The organism is Chitinophaga sp. XS-30 (assembly GCF_008086345.1).
Lineage (GTDB): Bacteria > Bacteroidota > Bacteroidia > Chitinophagales > Chitinophagaceae > Chitinophaga.
Map to the genome: position 1 here is coordinate 4,579,517 of NZ_CP043006.1, position 24,524 is coordinate 4,604,040.

The following is a 24,524-nucleotide window of genomic DNA, read 5'->3' on the forward strand; positions in this document are numbered from 1 at the left end:
TGCCAGCTATCCTGGAATTACCTCTGAATCGTTAAGCAGAATAAAAAAAAAGAATAGCGAAGCTACAACTTCCCCCAAGCCATAGGCAAGGCAAAACCATATCTATTTTATTGCGGTATAATTCATATGCCGGCGATAACAAGTTAGGATAAACCAGCCTCAATCCGGCGGTAGTGAATGAGAGCGGCCTGCTTGCTTATCTGCATTCGTGCCGTATTATTCAGTTGTTCCTTCCGGATAATCGTTGCCGTTTTGCAATCGGCCATGTCAGGCCTTCCGCAAAATTACCCCGCGCTGTATATTGCATTTCTTACCTTAAGTTAAGAAATGCAATATCTTGTTTTATCTAGTTTTGTCATCACAACGGAAATCAAAAAAACGGAACAGATGAAAAAGACATTTTTAACTACCCTGACAACATTCCTCGCAATTGCTTTTGCATTTATTTCCTGCAAAAAAGATGACACGCCGGATGAACCGCGAAAAAACAGCAGATCAGTGAAATACGAGATCACGGGCAATTACACGGGCAAACTGAATATCGTTACAAACAGCAATATCGGAACAATGGATTCCTACAACGACATTTCAGTTCCATGGACTAAAGAACTTACCTATCCGAACAATGTGATATTCGTTGGCATCGGGGGCAATTCATCTACTGCAGGGGTAGCCGGTCAAACAGTTACCCTCAAAGTATATTCGGGCGGGAATTTAATTTACACGAAAATCGTAACGACGGATGCCAATGGACTGATAGGGCTTCCAACTTATGCTTTTACTTTTCAGTGAAATTTAACCGCCTGACACCGAAAATACAGATTGAGGCTTAATAAAGGTCATTCATTCTGTCTGCTTGCCCGGACGCGCACTAACCATATAAGCATCAGCAAATACACCAATACTTCAACAGGAAGGAACGAAGTGCTTCTATAATTCATGGCCCAGTACCCATTACTGGAAAAAAAACAAAGGAGGTGTATGCCCATATACAAGGCGTTAACGCCGAAAGCCCCTCTTATAAATAAGTTATCGCTTCGGCCTCCACTAAAAAAGTTGAAGTAAATACAACTGGACAATATTAGAGCAACGGCCATAGGAAACCCAAGGTGGCGTATAAGATCATTATACTCGTACAATTGCTCCCATGCGGCGCCATCGACATTAGGACCATACGTTGTCATTATCATGATTGGCACCTCATTCTGCAGCTTAAAAAAAGCAATTGACAGTAAACACATCTTTAATAAAAAAAATAGGAAGACTCCCAGAAAAGCGGCAATGGCCGAAATGGGAGAAGCAGCGTAACAGTACATAGTAATAACCAAAAAAGGGTATAAAATTGCAATGGAGCAAAGCAGCGTCAATAATGTTGAAAACAGGCATAATAGCGAAGATGCCGAAAATAGAATCGAGCTTATCGAATTTTCCTCTACAGGATGTTCACTAAATGCATATCCTTTGAGCAATAGTGCCAAAATATAAATAAATACGATACATGCTGCTATAAGAAACGAGGTTCGGGAAGGAAGGCTTTCTTTCATACCTGGCTTTTAGGGATAAATTAAATATACAAAATCGGCTCCGCTTTCAAGCCCCTCACGCAAATACATGCTGTCACCCGGAGGCCTCAAGGTTTTAGTGCCGTGGGTGACCAAAACCTTTTTGCGGCTGGCCCATTTCGAATCAGCACCCCTCCCACCCCCTGCAACTCACTCCAAAAAGATGGTTACCCTATAACGATTTCAGGTGCCAACCTTTAATCACAATGTAAAAAGTGAGCAATTATTTATGTCAGCATATCCAATTTCTGACAAATATGCACTTAATTTACACTCCTTTTATTCAAAAAGCTGCTATCCGTTATTGCCAGTTGGCTAATCACTTGTGGCATCCCGGTGCGGAAATCATTCCGCAAAGAATGGTGTAATTACCAATATTAAGCAAGTGTTTTATATTGGAAACCAGCTAATTGAATACTTGCAGGATTTTTGTTATTATATCAATTCATGATTTACAAATTTATGTATGAAGCCACATCCTCCAACAATAGTACGTTTTGCTCCGAAGGAGAGTGACGGTTTCTATGATACGGTTAAAGCCAGGGCTCGTGCCTATTTCGAGCGGAAAAATATTTCGCCCTATGCCAATTCCGGTATGTGGATCAAAACAGCTTCCATGCTGTTACTCTATTTCGGGCCATATGCTGCCATACTGGCGGGCCTTGGTACCGGCAATGCCTGGTTGTTCCTGGGCCTGTGGGTCTTGATGGGACTGGGGATGAGCGGTATTGGTACATCTGTAATGCACGACGCCAACCATGGCACTTATTCCGCCAATAAGAGGGTCAACAAGCTGATCAGTTATACGTTGGAAATGATAGGAGGTTATACGGTAAACTGGAAAATCCAGCATAATATATTGCATCATACCTATACCAACCTGTCCGGGCTGGATGAAGATATAGATACCATGGGGCTTATACGGCTGTCACCCAACCAACCCCTGAAATGGTACCATCGCTATCAACATTTGTATGCATGGTTCTTTTACATGATCATGACCCTGTATTGGATGACCGCAAAAGATTTTCTCCAGGTAGTGCGGTATAAAAAAAGCAACTTGTTGGTAAAAGAGCGAATTTCGCTGAAACAGGCAATGTGGCACATCGGTATGTATAAAGCGTTGTATTATGCCTATATAATAGTACTCCCCATATTATTTTCAGGAATGCCCTGGTATTATATAATTGCAGGTTTCGTACTGATGCACTTTACAGGCGGCCTCCTGCTTTCCTGTATTTTCCAGCCGGCGCATATTATGGAAACCTCCGATTTTGCGGTACCGCATCATGCGGATGGGAAACAGAAGGTGGAAAACTCCTGGGCTGTGCACGAGATTGAGAATACGACCAACTTCGCGCCACGCAATCATGTACTTTCCTGGTTTGCCGGAGGGCTTAATTTCCAGATAGAGCATCACCTGTTTACGAACGTATGCCATGTACACTATCGAAAGTTGGCGCCGATCGTTAAACAAACGGCAAAAGAATTTAACTTGCCGTATAATGAGCAGCGCACCTTCCGGAAAGCGCTGCAGACACATGCTATTATGCTTAAAAAACTGGGGCAGGGATATTCCCGGTCCTCTGTCTAGAGAAGCGTTCATCAATTTGCAAACACAAAATCTGTTCAGATGAGTACTTCGACTGTAATAACCGGCACTGGCAGCTATATTCCTGCTACCGTCAAACACAACCGGGAATTTGCTATCAACGATTTTTATACTGATGACCAGCAGCGTATTCCTACTGCTGCCGGAGAAATAATAGAGAAATTCCAGAAAATCACCGGCATCATCCAACGCCGATATGCACCGGAAGACATGAGCTCGTCTGATATGGCCTGCCTTGCGGCAAAAGGCGCCATTGCGGATGCGGGGGTTGATCCTGAAGACATCGACTATATCATCGTTGCCCACAATTTTGGTAATGTTATCAAACATACCATTCAAATGGACGCAGTGCCTTCCCTTGCTTCCCGCGTAAAACATGCGCTTGGCATCAGCAATCCGGCCTGTGTGCCCTATGACGTTCTTTTTGGCTGTCCGGGTTGGCTGCAGGGCCTGATACAGGCGGACCTGTATTTCCGGGCAGGTGCAGGGAAGCGTTGCCTGGTTATCGGAACGGAAACGCTGAGCCGTGTGATTGATGTGTACGACCGTGATAGTATGATCTTCAGCGATGGTGCCGGGGCATGTATCGCAGAAGCAAGAGAAAACAGCATTTCCGGCATCCTCGGAAGCAGCGTTCAATCATATGCCATAGACGAGTTGCAGTATATCGATATGGGAAAATCCAACTTTCCGGGAGCCGATGCACGGATCCGGTACCTCAAAATGCAGGGACGGAAAGTCTACGAGTTCGCATTGAAACATGTTCCTGCGGCAATTAAAGATTGTCTGGATAAATCAGGAGTTCAACTGAAAGATGTAAGCAAAATATTCATACATCAGGCCAATGAAAAGATGGACGAAGCAATAGTCAAAGCATTGTACGCGCTTGATCATCTGGCTGTGATACCGGAAGACATAATGCCTATGAATATACATGAACTGGGCAACAGCTCCGTTGCTACGATCCCTACGTTATTCGATATGGTCCGGAAAGGGCTGCTCCCGCAACATAAATTAACTGCAGGCGACATTGTGGTGTTCGCATCCGTTGGCGCGGGGATGAACATCAATGCTGTCTGTTACAGGATATAGGAAGCCATTCCATAGCGACATATCGGAATTGGCAATCAGCCCCTGATTTATCAAAACCGGGAAGCGCCGCAGGTGCATGCAATTTACTATTCGGCGGAGGCAGGGCCTAACAGTTCTTCCAGTTTACTGAACAGTTTTTCACCGCGGAGGTTCTTGCCTACGACAACGCCATCCGGCCCTATGAGCACGTTGGAAGGGATAGAGCGGATACCGTACAACTTGCCAGCGGCATTATCTGCAGTACGTAGCCATTCGCCTCACCCGGGTTCTACACGGGTGCTGATGGTAAAGCGGCCGGATGCAGTAACAGCAGAATCCCTCGTCGGAGCGGCGAGTGATGTTAAATAGACAGTCTGACCGGCAGGCAGGCCTTTGTTTTGCATTTACCATTAAAATAAGAGATTTAAACGAATTAATCGATTTTAAATGATTGGGAATATGCCTCATACAATTCACGGAAAGCCCACGCTTCGTCCCTGCAAAAGGCCGCAACCATTACTGATTACGACCTTTAAAGCTTGTCGGGACGACTAGATTCAAGCTATAACAGGCGTGTTAACACTTCCGGTTCCCCAAATCGTTAAACTCCGCCTCATTGCTATAACAGTTTATGCCGGTTATAATCCGGATACCTCTATCCATTTTGCCGTACTTGCTGAAGTGGTGTTGAAAATGGCGTCTTCGCCACTCTCACTGTCTGTGATGGAAAAATTGACGAGCAACTTTCCTGAAACAATAGTTAATCTCGAACGTGGAATAGCCATCTCCACTACATAACCTTCATCCGTATCGGAGTGCTGTGAAATAGTACCCTGGTACGTTGCCCTGATGTTTGCCTGTGGATTTCCGGCAACCCAGCCGCCGTTATATCCATTGGTGGATCTCAGTCCGTCGTGTGAAACAATGAACCGTCTGGCGCCGTTGGTCAGCATATCGTTACTGGTGGGCTGCATGGTCAGCAATGTTGCGAAATCTTCAGCGGCAATTTTTTCGTCCAGCACCTCCAGCAGGAAATACACACTGTCGCTATTCTGGGCGACTCTGAGCGTTGCCTGTGCCTGGGATCTATCCCCTACGAAGAGTGCCTCGCCCGTATTTGCCCACTCCGAACTGTTTCCATCTACCTGTATGGTTTGAGAGGCAGCCTGAATGCGGTGATTCAGGATGAACTTCGCAACCTTTATCACACCACTGGATGGATTTGGAAAAGCCCCAATGATCTGGTGACTGTTCTCCAGCTCTAAAGATCCCCAATATCCACCCGTCAGGGGCGCGTATTCAGCCCCAAAGTTGCGGGCGGATGTATCGCCCATCCGCATCTGAAATGCAGAACTGCGGTTGTAGGAAAGCACGGTTTCTCCGGACGGGAATTGCCTGATATACGGAGCAGCACCCTGGAAAGCCATGTCGTTGCGGTCTGCCGGTCCTTCCTGGTTCACGTTAAGATGCGTCCATGTACCGTCTGTTCCGGAGTATGCGAGTGATATGTAGTAACCGTTGCCCGTATTAGCTTCCATCGCGGCGGCCAGTTCGTTCCTGTTATTGAGCTTGATGACAGCTGGCATCTGGTTATTGAAGAATGTTACCCCGTTATGGGTGTACTGCGTCCGCAACACATAGTAAGGAGCGGAACCGAAAGCGGGCGACCAGGTATTGCCGTTATCACCGGATTCGACCATTGCCGTACCGGTATCCGTTCCTACAACCCCTGTACGGGCGGCATCGGTAAAATAACAATGTATTTCACCGGAAGGCAACTGCAACAGGTATGGTTCCCAGTTCACACCCTGATATATCTCTATGGGAGCGCTCCAGGTAACGCCATTATCTGTGCTCCGCCGCAGCGCAATGCCGGCATCAAGCGGTTTTTGCCGATACCCTGAATTGGCCCGGAAAGAAGCCACCACCAGGATGTCCCCATTGGCAAGTACCAGGGCATCGCCGTTCGCGAACCGGCGCTGATTGGCCTGTCCGTCCTGATCAATGATGTTATAATTCTGATAAATATCGCCCTGTGGTGTCCACGTTGTCAGGTCTGGACTAGTGGCGTAGCGTACGCTCGCGCTTACCTGATTGTTATGGTAAAACATGATGTAGCTGCCATTAGCGAGTTTTTTTACGCGAGGATAGTTTGGAGCAGTGACCCCAAGAGAAGATTGTCCTAAACTGACATAACTTCTGTAGTTCATTTTTAAAGACGACCGCGCGGTAGATGCAGCATGGGAGTTGATGACCGCTGTGCCTTGATTAAGGTCCTGGATGGGCGTGATCTGTAGCGTCTGGAGCTTTAGTTTTTCCGGACCATTATCTTTTTCTGAGGTCGTTCCTTTTTTGCAGGACACAGACAGTAAAGATACCATTGCCAGCAGAGCGCAGGTTCTGGTTGCGTTGTTTTTTACATTCATGGCTAAACTTTTGGGATGTTATAGATGTCGTACCCTTTGTAAGTTTTACAGGTACGGGATTTCCGGACTTCGCATAAATCAATCGATTGCAATAATTTAAGACAATGACCCCTTCATCATTCGGATGTGGTCTAATGACCGCCATCCGTGAGGAATCCGCTACAGCGGCATCTTCACTTTAAATTTCAAGATTTGCTACCGGGAAAACTGACAAACCAGTGGTTTCCGCACGGCTGCTACGCTTTTTGAAAGTTGATTGATTACTTGTAGAATTGCTATCTGGTTAACACATTTCTCTTCACAACGTGGTTAATTAAACATACCAAGAAATAAAATAAATTAAAAATAGGTTATTAAGAATGTTTTTCTTATCATAAGAAAATACGATCCTTGAGCCCGGACTTGTGCGCTGGTTATCAATATGAAATTGTATCGTCAGCATCATTGGCAGCCTAAACAAATGATATGCTGTGCGCGGAAATATAATTGGCGGGGATATAGATGACGGATATCAAGGCCGTGCTTTGCCACCTGAGCTATACATTGATCTTCTCATTTGTTCAAAGGCTGTGGTGATGATCGCGATTCCATCTGTAGTGATGAAGTTTCATCGGATTTTCGCATCCTATCTGTTCCAGCAGCTGCTGCAATTGTGTTTTTAAAATAGAAATGGTATGATGCCCTCCTTGCTTTCCAAGCGCAGCAACACCATACATGAATGTTCTTCCCATAAATGTGAATTCTGCTCCGCTGGCTATTGCTCTTGCAACATCAGGACCGGAACGGATGCCACTATCCATCATGATCTTGATTTGCCCCTTGTACTTTTTTGCTATCGCCGCAAGCGCCCCAACGGAAGATTGCCCTGCATCTAACTGCCGCCCACCGTGATTGGATACAATGATACCATCCAATCCCAAACGGATCGCCATCGCCGTATCCTCCTCGCCGGCAACTCCTTTCAATACCAGTTTGCCTTTCCACATATCCCGGATAGCCTTGATCTTTTCTTCATTCAGCCGGCCGGAAAAGGTCTTGTTCATGTACAAACCAAGCTGTTTCATGTTCAGGCCTTCCGGCATATAAGGCTTCATGGTAGCAAATGCCGGCTGCCCGTGCAGCAATGTCCTGATAGCCCATTCAGGCCTTCCCATGATCTGAAAAATGTTGTTCATCGTCATCCGTGGAGGCATCGCCAAGCCATTTCTTATGTCTCTCGGACGGTAACCGAACGTTGGAACATCGCAAAGAATAACCAATACAGAACAACCTGCCGATTTTGCCCTGTTGATAATATCATCTCTCATTTTATCTTCCGCGGGATGATACAACTGAAACCATGAACGACCTTCCGTTATTTCACAGATCCGTTCAATTGACGAAGTAGTAACTGTGCTTAATATAAAGGGAATATTATGCTCAAATGAAGCTCTGGCAAGTATTTCGGGTGCATTGGGCCACATCAGGCCCTGTAAACCAACCGGAGCAATACCAAAAGGAGCATCATAGATGTGACCGAACAATTCAGTCCTCATCTCCGAACCGGCATGTTTGGCCAGATACAAGGGCTTTAATTCTACATCACGAAGTTCAGCGGTATTCTTATAAAGATTAACATCTTCATTACATCCGCCATCAAGGTATTCGAAAGCAAAGCGGGGAATTTTCCTTTTTGCTCTGTTTCTGAGATCATCTATCGATGGATAGCGGCTGTTGTACTCCCATTTCATAATTTGTTCCTGAAAAAATTGATAGTAGAAAGATGGAATGATGTGATTTGTAACGTCAGGCCGGTTCATGCTGAAATATTCAAAATCATTCAGAAATGACCGGCCTGGCAGCTTGGGAAATTATACTGCTTCGATGGGAGCAGCATTTGATTTCCTCTTCCGCATCCAGAATAAAAGAATGGTGAACAGGACTATGAGTATCAGTGGGAATATCATCATCTTTAAAAGAGTAGCCTGGCCTGCAGCCAGCTCGATGGCATCCCCCTCTAATCCCCTCATTGTGGCTCTTTCTCTTGCTTTGTCGATCCATCCTCCAATGATCGGCTGCCAGATGGAAGTGGAAAACATACCAAATGCACCTACTACGGACATGCCGATAGCGCCGCTTAATGGAATTTTTTCTGCTGTAAATCCAATCATATTAGGCCAGAAATAGCATACACCCATAGCAAAAAATACCGCGGCAACGTACGCCATCGCTCCTGTCTGTGTGCTGAAAAGAAAGATGCCCAACGCGGTGAAGATGGCAGAACCGAGCAGAACGCCGGTTTGATCAAACTTGTGAACAAAATCTCCTCCGAAGTATCTGCCAACAGCCATCAACCCTGTAATGAGCGCCAGGATCACCATGGGTTCGGCGCCGCTTTTAGCCAGCATAAGCTGTACCCATTGAGTAGGGCCGAATTCAGAAATGGCCGTCAATGTCATGCAGGCGCAGATGAAAAGAAAAAGCGGCGAGAGCATTGTTTTCAGATTCACACTAAGGGAAGCGCTTCCCACTTTGGGTTTCGGAAATACCTGCCCATAGAAGAAGATAGCATAGATCACCGTGGGAATCAGGATCATCCATATCTGGACCTGCCAACTCCAACCCATGCTGGTCATGAAGAGGGATATTAAACTTCCCAATACGATCCCTCCGGGAAACCACATGTGAAAACGGTTAAGCAAAGTGTTCATCAGTTTTCCGCTGTAGGCCGATGCGATCATCGGGTTGCATGCCGCCTCCGTACATCCATTGCCAAGTCCTATCAGCAAAGTTGAAATCAGCAGACCTGCGTATCCTCCTGAATAGATCGTAAGTATGATCCCGAGGGTGTGGGCAAAAAAAGCGAAGATCATGATCTTCTTGGGCCCGATGCTGCTATAGAAGATGCCCCCCAGTACCATGGAGATCGGAAAACCCAAAAACCACATCTGGTTGATAAAACCGAGCTGGGTTGCAGAGAGGTTAAATGTCTGTCCTAATTGCGGGAGAATGCCCGCTCTTATACTAAAAGAAAAAGCAGTTGTGATTAATGCAAAACAACTGCCATAAAAAAGCCTTTTGCTGTTCTGGTCATTCATAATGTAGGAATTGTTAAATTGAATAGAAAAAAGATCACTTCTTTTTACTTGTTTGATGTTCAAAAAATCAGCTTATAACGGTCCCCCGAAAATAAGGCCGGCGATTAAGATATGAAAAACATCTTAAATTTTAGAAGTAATGACAAAAAACTCCTTTTCTTGTACAGCTACATCATTTCTCATCACAATAACGATCGTGGCGTGCCCCATAAGGTACGCCACGATCGGCGAGTCCCGCGCCCTGCCGTACAGCGCGTGTACCGAATGCATGCCTTGCTGAATAAGGGCCCGCTCGCTAATGCCAATTGCCTTGAGCACTGGTTTAATCACCCTGCGGTTCAACATGCGGTCATCAACGGAAAGGCCGTGGGTGATGGAAATACCAGATCATCCGGATGCTTGCCGTTTACCTGATGTGCGAGTAACAATCGGAGCATCGGAAGATACCTTGCCAAGTGTGTATTCGTTCGCTTTTAAAGGGAAAACCGGCTTACGTTTATAAGGCGGGTAGCCGTTCAGCGATGTGTCAAATTCGCCATTGAGCATATCGGGCTTAATCTCAAGTACCTTGATGGTTGCGAACGGCAAATTCTATGGGTGTAGGGATGTGGTAAATTCAAGCTGCAACGATCTTTATTGTATCGCCTACGTCCTGTCGGGACAATTTACGAACTATTTTTTTGATTATCTACGAAACTGCTACTCCCAGATACTACATAAACATGTGAAATTCAATCAGTAAGTATAGGTAATAAAGGATATAGATTGTGATTGGGGACTGCAAACCAAACTGTGTCAATTGGTGGCAGGTTGAACTGAAAACATGAAAAGAACGCTAAACCGGGGCTATGGAAAACCATAAAACAAAAAAAGGCCACCATTGCTGATGGCCTAAACTTTCTAGCGACAACTCCGGGTTTCTATAGCTGTATTAATTAAACACTTTAATTGACAACGAATAATTGCTAAAGCCATCGGCGAAGAAATTAACCCCCATTTCATTCATCAATAAGATTTCATGATCATTCTGGAACTGGCATTTCACATACTGATGATTAGTGCTAAGAATGATTGATTTCTCCAGGTCTATGCTTCTGCTTAATGTGCCTAAATATTTGCCTGCTGAAATTCTTGTCCAGTTGATAGTTAGCTCTAACGAATTCTCGACAATCGTGCTTTGCGGTGCCTCTGTGTTAGACTGATTCAGGATAGCATAGTAGGATAGTGCTTTAGAACAGATGAATGTAGTTTTCGTCACTTCGGATGCCTGCAGTTCGCCGTCTTTATTGACATCAGTTCCTGTTTCTATTCTGTACCCGCCGCTACTACAGTTGTCTCCATTAGGCTCGGCACTAACATTAATCAAAGTGGCAGGCTCATTGCTATCAATACCATTACAGATATATGAAGTGTTAGTCACTTCAAAGTCCTCTAAGATATCATTGTTGTTCTTATCTATACCACTTTCGACCTTATAGCCACCATTAGAACAATTGGTCCCTGCTGTTTCTGCAGTCGTCCTTATTATGCTGTTGAAACCCTGCGGACCCTGCTCCTTGTTACAAAAGAGGTTGCTTGAAACTAAGGCAACAAACATGAAAAGATGTAGTAATTTGTGAAATTTCATAGATACTTATGCGAGTTTATTATCTGTATGGATTTGTTAAATAGGATAACGAAAATACGGCAACATTTCTTCATTTCCAACAAAAAAGGCCGCAACCATTACTGATTACGACCTTTAAAGCTTGTCGGGACGACTAGATTCGAACTAGCGACCCCTTGCACCCCATGCAAGTGCGCTACCGGGCTGCGCTACGTCCCGAAAACCGGTATTACAGGAATTACCCTGCAATTATTTTAAACAATATTATAAGAACTTTTTTGTCGGGATGACTGGATTCGAACTACAGCTATCCGATATGCTAATATTTGTAGCGAGATCGGGAGTTGAACCCCAACTCCAGTACCGCGTACGGGAGTCGAACCCCATCACCATCGCTCTAACGACGGGATGCAAAAGTAAACATTAATTTCATTTTTAAAAAAATTTTAACGGGCTTTCTCCTAATTTCTATTCACATACCACCATTCCCCGGATACATCTCAAAGCATAAATGCTTACATTTGCCCCTGATTGGGACTAAACAAAAGATCACTTTATCTGCATGCACATTTTACTCAAAAGCGCCAGGATTGTAGCACCTCTCTCCCCCCTTCACGGGCAAATTCAGGATATTCTCATCACGGACGGCGTCATTGCCGATATTTCCGACAGCATCACGGCCAAAGATGCGCAGGTCATCCAGGGTGATAACCTGCACGTTTCCGCCGGATGGATGGACGTTTTTGCCCATTTTTGCGACCCGGGGCAGGAATACAAGGAAGATCTTGGCAGCGGTACCGAAGCAGCCGCAAAAGGGGGCTTCACGGCGGTCATGATCGTACCGAACACCCAACCTGCACTGCATACCAAAACGCAGATCGAATATGTGCTGAGCAAAACCCGCTACGGCGCAGTGAACGTACTGCCCATCGGCGCCATCAGCAAAAACCTGGAAGGCGCCTCCCTGGCGGAGATGTACGAAATGCGGCAGACCGGCGCCCTGGCTTTCTCTGACGGCCTCAAACCGGTGCAGTCTTCCGGCATCCTGCTCAAAGCACTCCAATATGTAAAAGCTTTTTCCGGCACCATCATACAAATACCGGATGATACCAGCATCTCCGGCCATGGCCTCATGCATGAAGGGATATATTCCACCCAGCTGGGCATGCCGGGCAAACCGGCCATCGCCGAGGAGATCATGCTGCGGCGGGATATTGAACTCGCCAAATACACGGATTCCAGCATTCACTTCACCGGCGTCAGCACCCGACAAAGCATCGAGCTGATCGCCGCCGCCAAGGCACAGGGACTCAAAGTGACCTGCTCCGTTACACCTTATCACCTGCTGTTCACCGAAGCGGACCTGATGACGTACGACAGCTTTCTCAAAGTGAACCCTCCCCTGAGAAGTCAGGATGATGTGGATGCACTGCGCGATGCGGTCAGGAGCGGTACGGTGGATTGTATCGCCACCCATCACCAGCCGCAGGACTGGGATGCCAAACAGGTGGAATTCGAATATGCAAAACATGGCATGATAGGCCTGGAAAGCTGCTTCGGCGCTTTACGCACCGCCATGCCGGACCTGAGCCTCGAAAGACTGACGGAACTGCTCGGCGCCGCTCCCAGGCACATCTTCGGCCTCCCCGCCATCACCCTGGAAAAAGGCGCACCGGCCAACCTGACCTGTTTTGAACCGGATGCGGAATACACTTTTTCAGACAAGGATATCGCTTCCAAAAGCCGGAACACGCCTTTCCTGGGCAAAACACTCAAAGGCAGGGCCATCGCCGTCATCAATAACAAACAAGTGCATCGTTCATGAAAACCAAAAACCATATCTGGTTCGGGCTGTTGGCGGCTGGCCTGATCATCGTGCTGTTCCTGATCCAGTATTTTAACAATATCCCGTTCGGCCATGCGGCTTTCAAATGGGCGCCGATCGGCATCATCGTAACCATGGTGATCCTCTCCGCTTTCCGGTATGGCAGATTGTTCGAAGCGCCTTCTTTCGGAGAGCTTTTCAGCAACGGATTCAGAACAACAGCGGTAACTGTCGTAATTTTTGCTATCTTTTTTGTCGTATTCGTACAGCTGTTCCCGGAATACAAGGACAAATTCGTTGCCGAAGTGGTGGCTGCCGGCCCGAATGCCGCATCCACTGCCGATCGTGAGAAGGATATTGCAATGCTGAAAGACAATCTCATTGTATCCGCCCTCGCCGGTTCCCTGATCAATTACCTGATCCCCGGCATGCTGGCGGCCTTGCTGGGCGCTGCGCTGGTAAAAAAGAAATAAACTGATGAATAACCTGGACATATCCGTTATCGTTCCCTTAAAAAACGAAGAAGAATCACTGCCGGAACTGGCGGCCTGGATCGCCCGCGTCATGGAGGAAAACAAGTACATGTATGAAGTGTGGATGGTGGACGATGGCAGTACCGACCTCTCCTGGGACGTGATCCGCCGGCTTTCCGTTGAAAACCCCTGCATCAAAGGCATCAAATTCCAGCGCAACTACGGCAAATCCGCTGCCCTCAATGAAGGTTTCCGCAAAGCCCAGGGCAATGTGGTCATCACCATGGACGCAGACCTGCAGGACAGTCCCGATGAGATTCCCGGCCTCTACAATATGATCATGCAAGACGGGTATGACCTCGTCAGCGGATGGAAGAAAGTGCGGTACGACAATACCCTCACCAAGAATATCCCCTCCAAGCTCTTTAACTGGGCCACCGTAAAAATGAGCGGCATCAAGCTGCACGACTTCAACTGCGGTCTCAAATCCTACCGTAAAAAAGTGGTGAAAACCATTGAAGTGTACGGCGAAATGCACCGCTACATTCCCGTGCTGGCCAAGTGGAGCGGTTTCCGGAAGATCGGGGAAAAAGTGGTGGAACACCGCAAACGCAAATACGGCACAACCAAGTTTGGGCTGGAACGCTTTGTGAACGGTTTTCTGGACCTGGCTTCCATTATGTTCGTCGGCAAATTCGGGAAAAGGCCGATGCATTTCTTCGGCGCACTGGGCTCCCTGTTCTTCCTGTCGGGTTTCGTCATCTCGGCCTATCTTACTTTCGCGAAATTTTTCTACCTGCAATACAAAATGACAGAGCGCCCGATATTTTTTCTGGCCCTCCTGCTGCTCATCATCGGTTCCCAGCTGTTCCTGACCGGTTTTCTGGCGGAAATGGTGGCCCGTAATGCACCGGAGCGCAATTCCTATCTCGTGGAAGAAATACTGGAAAATCCAAACAGATGACCGCGCTGCTGCATAAAAAGATCGTGATCATAGGCCCGGCCCATCCCTTACGGGGCGGGCTGGCTGCTTTTAATGAACGCCTCGCCCGTGAACTGATCGCGCAGGGCAACGACGTCAGCCTGCACACCTTTTCCTATCAATACCCCGGCTTCCTGTTCCCGGGCAAAACGCAATATGCTGACAGTCCCGCACCGGCGGACCTGCACATCAGCAGAACCGTGCATTCCCTCAACCCGCTCAACTGGCGCAAAACAGGCAAAGCCATCGCCCGGGAAAAACCGGATATCGTCATCATCGCCTACTGGCTGCCATTCATGGCGCCCAGCCTGGGCAGCATCGCCCGGTTCATCCGCAAAAACGGCGCAACAAAGATCATCGGCCTGGTCCATAACCTCTTCCCGCACGAAAAACGCCCGGGAGACGCCATGCTTACCGGCTATTTCGTGAAACAATGCCATGCCTTCATCACCCTCAGCCGCGAAGTGGAAGCAGACATCCGCAAACTCACCGATAAACCTGTTGTCTACGCCCCGCACCCGGTCTATGACCATTTCGGGGATGCGATTCCCACTCTCAGTGCCAAACAGCACCTCGCCTGGGACGCCAACAAAAAACATTTGCTCTTCTTCGGCTTCATACGCCGCTACAAAGGGCTGGACCTCCTGCTGGAAGCTCTCGCGGATGAAAGGATCAAAGCCATAAAGAACCTGGAACTGGTGGTAGCCGGGGAGTTTTATGAGGACAAACAGCAATACACCACAATGATCACCCGCCTCGGGCTGCAGGACAGGGTGAAGATCTATTCCGACTTCATCCCCGATAATGAGGTGAAATACTATTTTTCCGCGGCGGACCTGGTGGTGCAACCCTACCGGACCGCCACACAAAGCGGCATCTCCCAGATGGCCTATCATTTTGAAAAGCCGATGCTGGTCACTGCCGTGGGCGGACTGCCCGAGATCGTGCCGGATGGAAAGGCGGGATATGTGGCCGCACCTCAACCGGATGCCATCGCAGACAATATCCTGCGCTTTCTCGCACAACCGGAAGGCGTTTTCACTACCTTTATCCGGGAACAGAAAACGCTGTACTCCTGGGCCTATTTTACATCAAGGCTGGGCACAGTTGCACAATAATCCCGGCGTTTTATTGTTATACCTGAACTATGAAGCTTGTTATTGTTATAATGCTGCTGACCATTGCCATCCCGGATGCCGTTGCGCAACGGCTCTCCCCCTCCGACCGGGCGAATCTGGACGTTGCGCAGGATTCCCTGCGCGCTATGAGCTATGATGTGATCCATGGAAAAACGGAAAGCGTGCGCCAGGAACGTAACGATGCATTCATTCCCGCACTGGTGGCTGCCCTCAAAACAGCCCACTCCTTCCAGTACCGGTTCGATTCCATCCTCACCATGGCGAAAGTTTATCCGAAAGACAGCAGCTTCCGCATTTTTACCTGGCCGCTGGAAAGCGATAACGGCACTTTCCGCCACTACGGCGTTATCCAGATGAATACGAAAGATGGTGCGCTGAAGCTGTTTCCCCTGTTCGACAACTCGGATTTTTCCCGCAACACAGATACCATTACCGATCATAAAGGCTGGCTGGGATGCCTGTACTACAACATCATACAGCGCCATTACTTCAATGCAGAATATTACACGCTCTTCGGATGGGATGCCAACTCGCAGACCAGTCAGAAAAAAATAGCGGAGATGCTGACGTTCAAAAACGGAGCGCCCGTATTCGGCGGCCCGTATTTCAGCTTCGCGGAAGATACCGTGCGCAAGCCTACCCGCAACCGCTTCATCATGGAATATAAAAAGGATGCAACGGCCACGCTTAACTACGATCCGGAAATGGATATCATCATCTTCGACCATCTCATCTCCGAAAGCGGCGAAGATCAAAAGAAGCACACTTATGTGCCGGACCTTGACTATGAGGGATTTAAATGGAAAGCCGGCAAATGGGTCCATATCGAAAAGGTATTCCACGACGCCCTGCAACTGGGCAAATTCCCCATAGGGGAACCGATGGACAAAAGGAAGATCGATCTCACCAATCCCCGGACGCTTGAGGAATTGCAGGCGGAGGAAGCAGAAAAGAAAGGGAGGAAGAAAAAACGGAATCAATAACTTCTTATGCATCCCCGGTTTGAGTTGAACATCAAGGAGCCGAAAAAGAAATTCGACCCGCTACCGCTGATCATTTTTCTATTCGTTTTCCTGACCGGTTTATACATTACGCGGCAGAACCTTCTCCATACGCTTATAGGCACAGCTTTGATCATAGCCATATCTCTACTTGCCAACATCCTAGCCCCTTCGCATTTTATCACCCAAATTATTATGGACAAGGATCTGATCACGGTGACCTACCTCGCTAAAGGCCGATCAAAAATCCTAAGCGGCCGGCAAAAAGATTTTATGTTTACCCGTCATACCAGCAGGCGCAAGTACCTGGAAATCCGGTACAGGAGCAGAACAGTGATCCGGCAGGATATTTCGGATGAATGGACGATTGAGCTGATGGACCAGCTATGCCGCGAAGCCCGGAAAAAACGGGCATAAAAAAGAGCGTACCACCGTTGATACGCTCTTTCTATTCAAATCAGATCAATCATTATTCAGGGCTTTCAAATCTCCCCAACAAACTAAAACAGTTCTCCCTGCAAGTTCCCGTCTTCTTCCGGCTCCGCTTCCTCATCTTCCGTCAACAGTTCGGCACTGATGAAATCATCCCCTGCGATCTTGTTCCCCACTGTTCTCCAGCCGGTCACTTCAATCGTTTCATGCAGCGCGATCTCTTCCTCCTGCGGATCGCGTTTCTTCCCGGTTTTGACTAACACCACAGGTTCCGCCTGTGTGGTCACCAGCTCCAGGTAATTATCCGCGCCTTCTTTGATGAAGAGGAACTTGTTATTCAGCGTTTGCGTTTCAATTTTGAAACGTTTCACATTGAACTGCTTTTTATCCGCATCGTAATAGATGGCGGTCACGATCCGTTCAGGGTTGAATTTCTCGATATATACGGCATCGTTGGATTCGTAGCGGTTCGTCAGCTCATAATTGGTCAGTTCGTAAGTACCGTTCTTATAGAACACCAGTATTTTATCCTCTCCTTCAAAGCTGCCGACGAACAGGCCGCGCTGTTCCGTGTTCAGCCTGCCTACCGTATCATCGTACCATATTTTGATGCCGGACAGGGTGGACACGCCCTTTTCCTTGAATTTCACACTGCGGATGGGGTACTTCGTTACCACATTCCCCATGGAGCTGCGGCCTTTTATCGGGATGGTCTCGAAATAGAAATCAAATTCCTTTTTCTTGGCGGCACAGTTCGGGCTGAGGCGCACAGACACTACTTCGGCCTCTCCATTGGGATTGGCGGAGAAATAATGCACTTTGGAATTCTTCTCCCCTTTTGTCAGATCATATTCCTTATCCCGCGTGATACCGGTAACGTTAAAGCGTTTAGCGAGACTGTAACCGGTCTTGGCATCCACATAGACCATATTATAGGTCATGCGCTCATCACCTTTGCGGAAGATGTCCACATGAATGATGTCTTTGCCTACAAAGGTCTTGTCTGCCACCTTGGTCACCAGCATTTTGCCATCGCGGCGGAAGATGATGATATTGTCCAGATCGGAGCAATCGGCTACGAACTCGTCCTTTTTCAGGGAAGTTCCGATGAAGCCGTCCGCCTTGTTTACATAAAGTTTGGTATTGGCAATGGCTACTTGCTGCACCTGGATGGTGTCGAAGGTCTTGATCTCTGTTTTGCGCTCGCGGCCTTTGCCGTATTTCTTCAGCAGGCCTTCGTAATAGCTGATGGTAAAGTCCACCAGGTTGGCGAGGTCGTGTTTTACCTGTTTGATATCGGCATCAATACCCTTGATCTGTTCCGCCAGTTCATTGATATCGAGCCGGTAGATACGGCGTACGGGCTTCTCCGTGAGTTTCAGGATATCTTCCCGGGCGATGGCTCTTTTCAGCTGTTTCTTGTAAGGGTCGAATCCCTTATCGATCGCCGCCAGCACTGCTTCCCAGTCCTTATGCTTCTGTTCCAGCTCCTTGTATATCCCTTTTTCGAAGAAGATCTTTTCCAGCGAGGTGTAATGCCATTTTTCCTCCAGTTCCGCCAGCTTGATCTCCAGCTCTTTTTTCAGGAGCTCTTTCGTGTAGTCGGTGGCGTATCTCAGCAGATCGGAGGCGCCGATGAAACGGGGCTTGTCCTCTACGATCACGCAGACATTCGGGGAAATGGACACTTCACAGTCCGTAAAGGCATAGAGGGCGTCAATAGTGATGTCCGGCGAAATACCGGGCGCCAGCTGCACTTCTATCTCTACATCCTTCGCCGTATTGTCCACTACTTTTTTGATCCTGATCTTGCCGTTGTCATTGGCTTTGACGATGGATTCCATCAGGCCGGTAGTGGTGACGCCATATGGCACGTCTTTGATCAGCAGGGTCTTTTTATCTTTTTCCTCGATGTGGGCCCGCACCCGCACTTTTCCACCGCGGCGGCCGTCGTTGTAACCGGCCACATCGATCATGCCTCCGGTTATAAAGTCGGGATACAATTCGAATTTCTTTCCGCGCAGGTGTTTGATGGACGCGTCTATGAGTTCCTGGAAGTTATGCGGCAATATTTTGGTGCTGAGCCCTACGGCAATGCCTTCCGCTCCCTGTGCCAGCAGCAGCGGGAACTTCATGGGCAGAAAGAGCGGTTCGTTCTTGCGGCCGTCGTAGCTGAGCTGCCACTGTGTGGTCTTTGCGTTAAAAGCTACTTCCAGTGCGAATTTCGACAGGCGCGCCTCTATATAACGCGCGGCTGCGGCATCATCGCCCGTACGCACATCGCCCCAGTTGCCCTGGGTCTCTATCAGCAGGTCCTTTTGCCCCAGGTTTACGATCGCATCGCTGATGGAAGCATCGCCATGCGGGTGGTACTGCATCGTTTGCCCGATCACGTTAGCGACCTTGTTAAAGCGGCCGTCGTCCATTTCTTTCATGGCATGCATGATACGGCGCTGTACGGGTTTCAGCCCGTCTTCCACTCCCGGCACCGCGCGCTCAAGAATAACGTAGGAGGCATAGTCCAGGAACCAGTCCTTGTACTTCTCATCCACATGCTCTGTGCTGTGCAGCGATTCGTCTGGTGATCCGTTTATATTGCTCATAGTATAAATTACCTGGTTTTAATATTCAGCTCGTTCATCAGGTCTTTCCGCCAAACCCTTATGGAATCGATCTTTACGTCATCCAATGTGTTCAGTTCAATGAAAGAGCAGTCTGTTATGGCTTCCAGCTCATGCCAGATCCGGATGGGTATCTCTACCCTTGCCGGCGCTTCGATGACATCGGTACGCAGCTGGTCTTCATCCAGCGGGCACCAGTGTATAGCGGCTTTTCCGCTCAGCAGGTACATGATCTCGGGATTCTTGTAGTCACTTTTCCCTTCATGGTAATGCTGTCCGCTGGAGGAACCGGCGTTGCGGTAGCAGAGGATAAAATTCCCGGTACGGAACGTCTGCCAGTCGAAATTCCGGCCCCGTTCGTCCTCGCCTCTCAGTTCCAGTGGTGTGATGATGATCTCTGCCATAGCTATTCATTTTCTGCCGCGGGTGGGGTTTCCCCGCCGCCCGGCAGCTTTACTTCAAAATCCCGCATTGTTTTCAGTTCTCCCCTGCTTTCCACCTTTCCTTCCCGTATGAGTTCCTTCAACCGCCAGGAAAGGTACTGGTCCATCACCGGGTATTTGAATTTGCCGATGGCCAGCGCGATCACTTTATGCGCTTTCTGGAATTCCTTTGTGAGCTGCTGCAGCAGGTCCTTATCATAATAAGATGCGGCTTCGCCTCTGATCTTCTTACCGCCTTCCAGCATTCTCACGCCGGCGTTCTCGTTCATCATCCGCCGCCACTCTTCACCATCCAGCTCAAACTCGGCTAGGGATACCTCACGCGCCAGCTTTTTGGCCTTCAGGAATTCCTTCGGTAATATCTGGTGCAGATGTGTGGGATAGAACACCGCATTTTTTTCATTAAGGAACGGAAGATTGTTGAGGTAGATGAGGTGAATGCGGCCGGAGAAGCGGTCCAGCTGACTGATCAGCCAGTAATATCCGCACACATCGCAGGCATTCTGCCCTGCCCATATCCAGGCTTCCAGCTCTTCTTCTTCCCGCAGCCTTCCTTTCAGGGAACGTACGGGATCTTCCGGTGCGGCCTGTTCTTCGCCTTCAGCGAGCACCGGCTGCGGCACTTCCTGCATCATGTTCCACCAGTCCCGCCGGCCGCTGCGCCCTTCCGGCGTATCCAGGATGAACAGCGGGCCTACGGCCAGGTCGTCTTCGAAACACAATATCTCTCCTTCCATTTGCGGGTCCAGTTCAAACGCTGCTTTGAGGTTAGCTGCGGATGATTGCCCGAATACAATATGCAATATCATAGATGACATGTTGAAGGAAAACTGCTTTCCTTCATTTTTTATGTTTAAAAGTCTCAGCTTTCCGCGGGCGCTTCGGTCAGGTCTTTTTCGTACCGCAGGTTATTGATGATAAAATCCTGCCGCTGCTGCGTGTTCTTGCCCATATAATATTCCAGCAGCTTGGCTACCGGCATGTCCAGCGAAGGAATGATCGGCGCCTTGCGCATATCTTCTCCGATGAACTGCCCGAATTCGTCCGGCGATATCTCTCCCAATCCTTTGAACCGGGTAATTTCCGGTTTGCTGCCCAGCTTTTTCACTGCTTTCTGTTTTTCCTCTTCGCTGTAACAGTAGATGGTCTGCTGTTTGTTGCGCACCCGGAATAAGGGCGTTTCGAGGATATAAATATGGCCATTCTTCACGAGGTCCGGGAAGAATTGCAGGAAGAAGGTGAGCATCAGCAGGCGGATATGCATCCCGTCCACATCCGCATCGGTGGCAATCACGATATTGTTGTACCGGAGACCTTCCAGTCCTTCTTCAATATTGAGGGCATGCTGCAGCAGGTTGAACTCTTCATTCTCGTACACCACTTTTTTGGTGAGACCGTAACAGTTCAGCGGTTTTCCACGGAGGCTGAATACCGCTTGCGTTTCCACATTGCGGGATTTGGTGATGGAACCGCTTGCGGAATCCCCTTCCGTGATGAAGATGGTCGTTTCCTTCTGCCGGGTGGCCATATCTTCCTTCGCTTTTCCCGTGTATTCCTCATTCATATGAATGCGGCAGTCCCGCAGCTTCTTGTTATGCAGATTGGCTTTTTTGGCGCGTTCATTGGCCAGTTTTTTAATGCCGGCCAGCTCTTTTCTTTTCCCGCTCGCTTTGTTCGATGCGTTTCTTCAGCGCATCCGCCACCGCCGTGTTCTTGTGCAGGTAGTCATCCAGCTGTTTGGACAGGAATTCCAGCACAAAGGCTTTCATGGACTGCCCACCTTCGGTTACGGCGAGAGAGCCGAGTTTGGTCTTGGTCTGGCTCTCAAACACCGGTTCCTGCACCCGCACGGCAATTGCCGCACAGATAGAGGCCCTGATGTCCGTAGCCTCATAGTCTTTTTTATAGAAGTCCCTTATGGTTTTCACGAAGGCTTCCCGGAAAGCGCCCAGATGGGTGCCGCCCTGAGTGGTATGCTGGCCGTTCACGAAGGAATAATATTCTTCTCCGTACTGGTTCTCGTGGGTAATGGCCACCTCTATATCTTCTCCCCTGAGGTGGATGATCGGGTAACGCAGGTCGTCAGGATTGGTTTTGCGCTGCAAAAGGTCCAGCAACCCGTTTTTGGAAATATACTTCTGGCCGTTGAAGCTGATCGTCAGCCCGGCGTTCAGGAAACAATAGTTCCAGATCTGGTTCTCCAGGAAGTCCGGAATAAAGTGATAGTTCTTGAAAACGGTATCGTCCGGGGTAAAGGTGACCAGGGTGCCGTTGGGCTCGCTGGTGGGTACCTCTTTATGCTCTTTTAACAATATTCCCCGTTCGAACTCGGCCACTTTTGCCTTGCCCTCCCGGAAGGAGCTTACCTTGAAATAGCTGGAAAGGGCGTTCACCGCCTTGGTACCCACACCGTTCAACCCTACCGACTTCTGGAAGGCTTTACTGTCGTATTTCGCGCCGGTGTTGATCTTGCTCACCACATCCACCACCTTGCCCAGCGGAATGCCCCGGCCAAAGTCCCGCACCGTCACGCTGTGCTCGGATACTTTGATATCGATCTGTTTTCCGAAACCCATCATATGCTCATCGATGCAGTTATCCACCACCTCCTTGATCAGTATATAGATACCGTCGTCCATACTGCTGCCATCCCCCAGCTTGCCGATGTACATGCCCGGACGCAGCCGGATATGCTCCCGCCAGTCCAGCGAACGGATGGAATCTTCGGTATAGGCATTGAAAAGGTCTTTGTTATCCGCCATAATCTTTCTGTTAATCACTTGATGTTGAAACCCTTGGGCCTGCAACTTACTAAATCTTTTAGCAAAACCCGGTCGTTGGCAAAAATAAAGGATTAGCACAATATCCCAAGTAGATTTTATGCACCATACTTATATTATTGAAAATGAAATGTTTGAATATGCAAATTCACATCCCAACGCTTTACACATTAAAATTATGCGGTACAAGCGAATATTTTTTTATTTAAATATTCTTTCATTTAACTTAATTATCTATATTTACATCAAGCTTGATTGAAAAACACGAAAAACCTTATATCTATGAAGACGCTGTTTTTTACATTGGTCATATCTGTGCTGATCATTGCGGTTATTGTAAGCTTGCTGATCAATCAGGAAGAAAAAAATATGTACCGTTTCAAAGACCTCTGCATTCGTCTTGTTCAAAAATTCGACTCCTGGCAAATGATGCGTTGAGGGTTTCCGTAATTATTCTATACTGATCAACCTTGAAAAACTATCTGAAAACCTGATAAAATCCTATACCTATGAAAACCGGCCTGATGTTTAAACTGGCATGCCTTTGTATTGCTTCCATTGTACTGATGGCGCACTTTGTACGCAGGTATATGCAAAGAACGAGTGTGCGCTCAGCGCAATAGCGATCTCCGGCATCCCCGGTGCACGAGCGAGGCACACCGGAGAGCAAACAGCATTTTGATCCGTCCGGTGGGCGGATCATTTTTTTATGCCTGCAGGGCCGTACAGGGCATAAAAAAGAGGAACCGCATTCCTGCAGTTCCTCCGTTCCATATCAACAAATTAACGATTGAAATACTTGTTAACGGCGTCTGTACGGCTGCGTACATGCAGCTTTTCGTAGATGTTATGCACGTGCCTGCGCACCGTTTCAATGCTGATGAAGAGATTACCGGCTATTTCTTTGTACAGGAAGCCTTTCGACAACTGGTCCAGTATCTCCTTTTCCCGGGAGGTCAGCGCTTCCAGGGCGGGGTTGGGTTTTGCCTGTTTCTGAAAATAGGCCACAACTCTTCTGGCTATCTGGGAACTCATGGGAGAGCCGCCGTCATGCAATTCGCGGATAGCGTCCAGCAGATCGCCCGGCGAGGTCTTCTTCAGAATATAACCGCTTGCGCCGCCCTCCAGTGCCATGAAGATCTTGTCGTCATCTTCATACACCGTCAGCATCATGAACTGCATATCGGGAAATTCCGCCTTTAACCGCGTAATACACTCGATACCGTTCATTCCCGGCAGGTTAAAATCCATCAACACCACATTGGGTAACAACTGTGGAATCTTTTCCAACGCATTTTCCGCATTGTTGAAAGCGCCAATACAAGCATATCCTTCCGACCCATTGATCAACAGCTCCATGGCAGACCGGATGTCGTGATTGTCTTCAACAATAGCCACAGAGATGATATCCATGCTATTTTGCAGCTTTTTTTTCGAATATACCATCATTTGAATTTAATAACATCACACGTAG

21 protein-coding genes and 1 tRNA gene are annotated in these 24,524 nt (G+C 48.1%); 10 read left to right on the top strand and 12 right to left on the bottom strand.

The genetic code is table 11. The features are described from left to right. The first annotated feature begins 387 nt into the window (after positions 1 to 387). The 3 genes from FW415_RS18525 (at position 388) to FW415_RS18535 (ending at position 4,266) form a co-directional block, all read left to right on the top strand. Positions 388 to 792 carry a hypothetical protein gene (locus FW415_RS18525; protein WP_148388034.1) on the top strand — a complete coding sequence of 135 codons (405 nt, stop codon included), beginning with the start codon at positions 388 to 390 and terminating at the stop codon, positions 790 to 792. A gap of 1,236 nt (positions 793 to 2,028) precedes the next feature. After that, entirely contained in the window at positions 2,029 to 3,156 is a 1,128-nt protein-coding gene (locus tag FW415_RS18530; protein WP_210420735.1) for an acyl-CoA desaturase, read from the top strand. Between the two features lie 39 nt (positions 3,157 to 3,195). Beyond that, positions 3,196 to 4,266 carry a 3-oxoacyl-ACP synthase III family protein gene (locus FW415_RS18535; protein WP_148388036.1) on the top strand — a complete coding sequence of 357 codons (1,071 nt, stop codon included), beginning with the start codon at positions 3,196 to 3,198 and terminating at the stop codon, positions 4,264 to 4,266. An 86-nt stretch (positions 4,267 to 4,352) separates the two neighbouring features. Here FW415_RS18535 and FW415_RS25585 read toward each other — a convergent pair whose 3' ends face one another. The 6 genes from FW415_RS25585 to FW415_RS18560 form a co-directional block, all read right to left on the bottom strand. Continuing rightward, positions 4,353 to 4,484: a hypothetical protein gene (locus tag FW415_RS25585; protein ID WP_256378884.1), complete on the bottom strand. Its 132-nt coding sequence runs from the start codon at positions 4,482 to 4,484 to the stop codon at positions 4,353 to 4,355. A 399-nt stretch (positions 4,485 to 4,883) separates the two neighbouring features. Beyond that, the gene (locus FW415_RS18540; protein WP_148388038.1) at positions 4,884 to 6,671 is read right to left on the bottom strand and encodes a hypothetical protein; all 1,788 of its coding nucleotides are present in this window, start codon (positions 6,669 to 6,671) and stop codon (positions 4,884 to 4,886) included. Positions 6,672 to 7,231: 560 nt separating this feature from the next. Continuing rightward, positions 7,232 to 8,470 carry an alpha-hydroxy acid oxidase gene (locus FW415_RS18545; RefSeq protein WP_246858799.1) on the bottom strand — a complete coding sequence of 413 codons (1,239 nt, stop codon included), beginning with the start codon at positions 8,468 to 8,470 and terminating at the stop codon, positions 7,232 to 7,234. Between the two features lie 51 nt (positions 8,471 to 8,521). Continuing rightward, positions 8,522 to 9,811: a sugar MFS transporter gene (locus tag FW415_RS18550; RefSeq protein WP_246858800.1), complete on the bottom strand. Its 1,290-nt coding sequence runs from the start codon at positions 9,809 to 9,811 to the stop codon at positions 8,522 to 8,524. Positions 9,812 to 10,679: 868 nt separating this feature from the next. Further along, positions 10,680 to 11,375, bottom strand: coding sequence for a hypothetical protein (locus FW415_RS18555; RefSeq protein ID WP_148388040.1), 696 nt, complete (start codon positions 11,373 to 11,375; stop codon positions 10,680 to 10,682). A gap of 124 nt (positions 11,376 to 11,499) precedes the next feature. After that, positions 11,500 to 11,573, bottom strand: a tRNA-Pro gene (locus FW415_RS18560). Positions 11,574 to 11,916: 343 nt separating this feature from the next. Here FW415_RS18560 and FW415_RS18565 point away from each other — a divergent pair. From FW415_RS18565 to FW415_RS18590, 6 genes are all read left to right on the top strand, one after another. Then, entirely contained in the window at positions 11,917 to 13,179 is a 1,263-nt protein-coding gene (locus FW415_RS18565) for a dihydroorotase (RefSeq protein ID WP_148388042.1), read from the top strand. Further along, positions 13,176 to 13,652: a DUF4199 family protein gene (locus FW415_RS18570; RefSeq protein ID WP_148388044.1), complete on the top strand. Its 477-nt coding sequence runs from the start codon at positions 13,176 to 13,178 to the stop codon at positions 13,650 to 13,652. The genes FW415_RS18565 and FW415_RS18570 overlap by 4 nt, the downstream gene beginning before the upstream one ends. Positions 13,653 to 13,656: 4 nt before the next feature. Then, positions 13,657 to 14,616 carry a glycosyltransferase family 2 protein gene (locus FW415_RS18575; RefSeq protein WP_246858801.1) on the top strand — a complete coding sequence of 320 codons (960 nt, stop codon included), beginning with the start codon at positions 13,657 to 13,659 and terminating at the stop codon, positions 14,614 to 14,616. Next, a complete protein-coding gene (locus tag FW415_RS18580) occupies positions 14,613 to 15,752 on the top strand; it encodes a glycosyltransferase (RefSeq protein ID WP_148388046.1) in 1,140 nt (379 codons plus the stop codon). Before FW415_RS18575 ends, FW415_RS18580 begins: the two co-directional genes overlap by 4 nt. A gap of 29 nt (positions 15,753 to 15,781) precedes the next feature. Then, positions 15,782 to 16,756, top strand: a complete 975-nt coding sequence (locus FW415_RS18585) for a hypothetical protein (RefSeq protein WP_148388048.1) — start codon at positions 15,782 to 15,784, stop codon at positions 16,754 to 16,756. 213 nt (positions 16,757 to 16,969) lie between these two features. Beyond that, complete coding sequence (locus FW415_RS18590; protein ID WP_148388052.1) at positions 16,970 to 17,191, top strand: hypothetical protein; 222 nt, start codon at positions 16,970 to 16,972, stop codon at positions 17,189 to 17,191. 83 nt (positions 17,192 to 17,274) lie between these two features. Here the strand turns inward: FW415_RS18590 and FW415_RS18595 are convergent, their stop codons facing one another. From FW415_RS18595 to FW415_RS25595, 5 genes are all read right to left on the bottom strand, one after another. Continuing rightward, entirely contained in the window at positions 17,275 to 19,809 is a 2,535-nt protein-coding gene (locus tag FW415_RS18595) for a DNA gyrase/topoisomerase IV subunit A (RefSeq protein ID WP_148388054.1), read from the bottom strand. A gap of 8 nt (positions 19,810 to 19,817) precedes the next feature. Next, positions 19,818 to 20,231, bottom strand: coding sequence for a hypothetical protein (locus FW415_RS18600; RefSeq protein WP_148388056.1), 414 nt, complete (start codon positions 20,229 to 20,231; stop codon positions 19,818 to 19,820). A 2-nt stretch (positions 20,232 to 20,233) separates the two neighbouring features. Further along, entirely contained in the window at positions 20,234 to 21,079 is an 846-nt protein-coding gene (locus FW415_RS18605; RefSeq protein ID WP_168208886.1) for a DUF1835 domain-containing protein, read from the bottom strand. A gap of 53 nt (positions 21,080 to 21,132) precedes the next feature. Further along, positions 21,133 to 21,834 (bottom strand): toprim domain-containing protein, encoded by a 702-nt coding sequence (locus FW415_RS25590; protein ID WP_256378885.1) that lies wholly within the window; start codon positions 21,832 to 21,834, stop codon positions 21,133 to 21,135. A 70-nt stretch (positions 21,835 to 21,904) separates the two neighbouring features. After that, a complete protein-coding gene (locus tag FW415_RS25595; RefSeq protein WP_256378886.1) occupies positions 21,905 to 23,032 on the bottom strand; it encodes an ATP-binding protein in 1,128 nt (375 codons plus the stop codon). Between the two features lie 300 nt (positions 23,033 to 23,332). On the opposite strand from FW415_RS25595, the gene FW415_RS25050 reads away from it, so the two are divergent. Continuing rightward, the gene (locus tag FW415_RS25050) at positions 23,333 to 23,488 is read left to right on the top strand and encodes a hypothetical protein (RefSeq protein WP_168208887.1); all 156 of its coding nucleotides are present in this window, start codon (positions 23,333 to 23,335) and stop codon (positions 23,486 to 23,488) included. Positions 23,489 to 23,833: 345 nt separating this feature from the next. Here the strand turns inward: FW415_RS25050 and FW415_RS18615 are convergent, their stop codons facing one another. Further along, complete coding sequence (locus FW415_RS18615; RefSeq protein WP_246858802.1) at positions 23,834 to 24,463, bottom strand: response regulator transcription factor; 630 nt, start codon at positions 24,461 to 24,463, stop codon at positions 23,834 to 23,836. Positions 24,464 to 24,524: the final 61 nt, after the last annotated feature.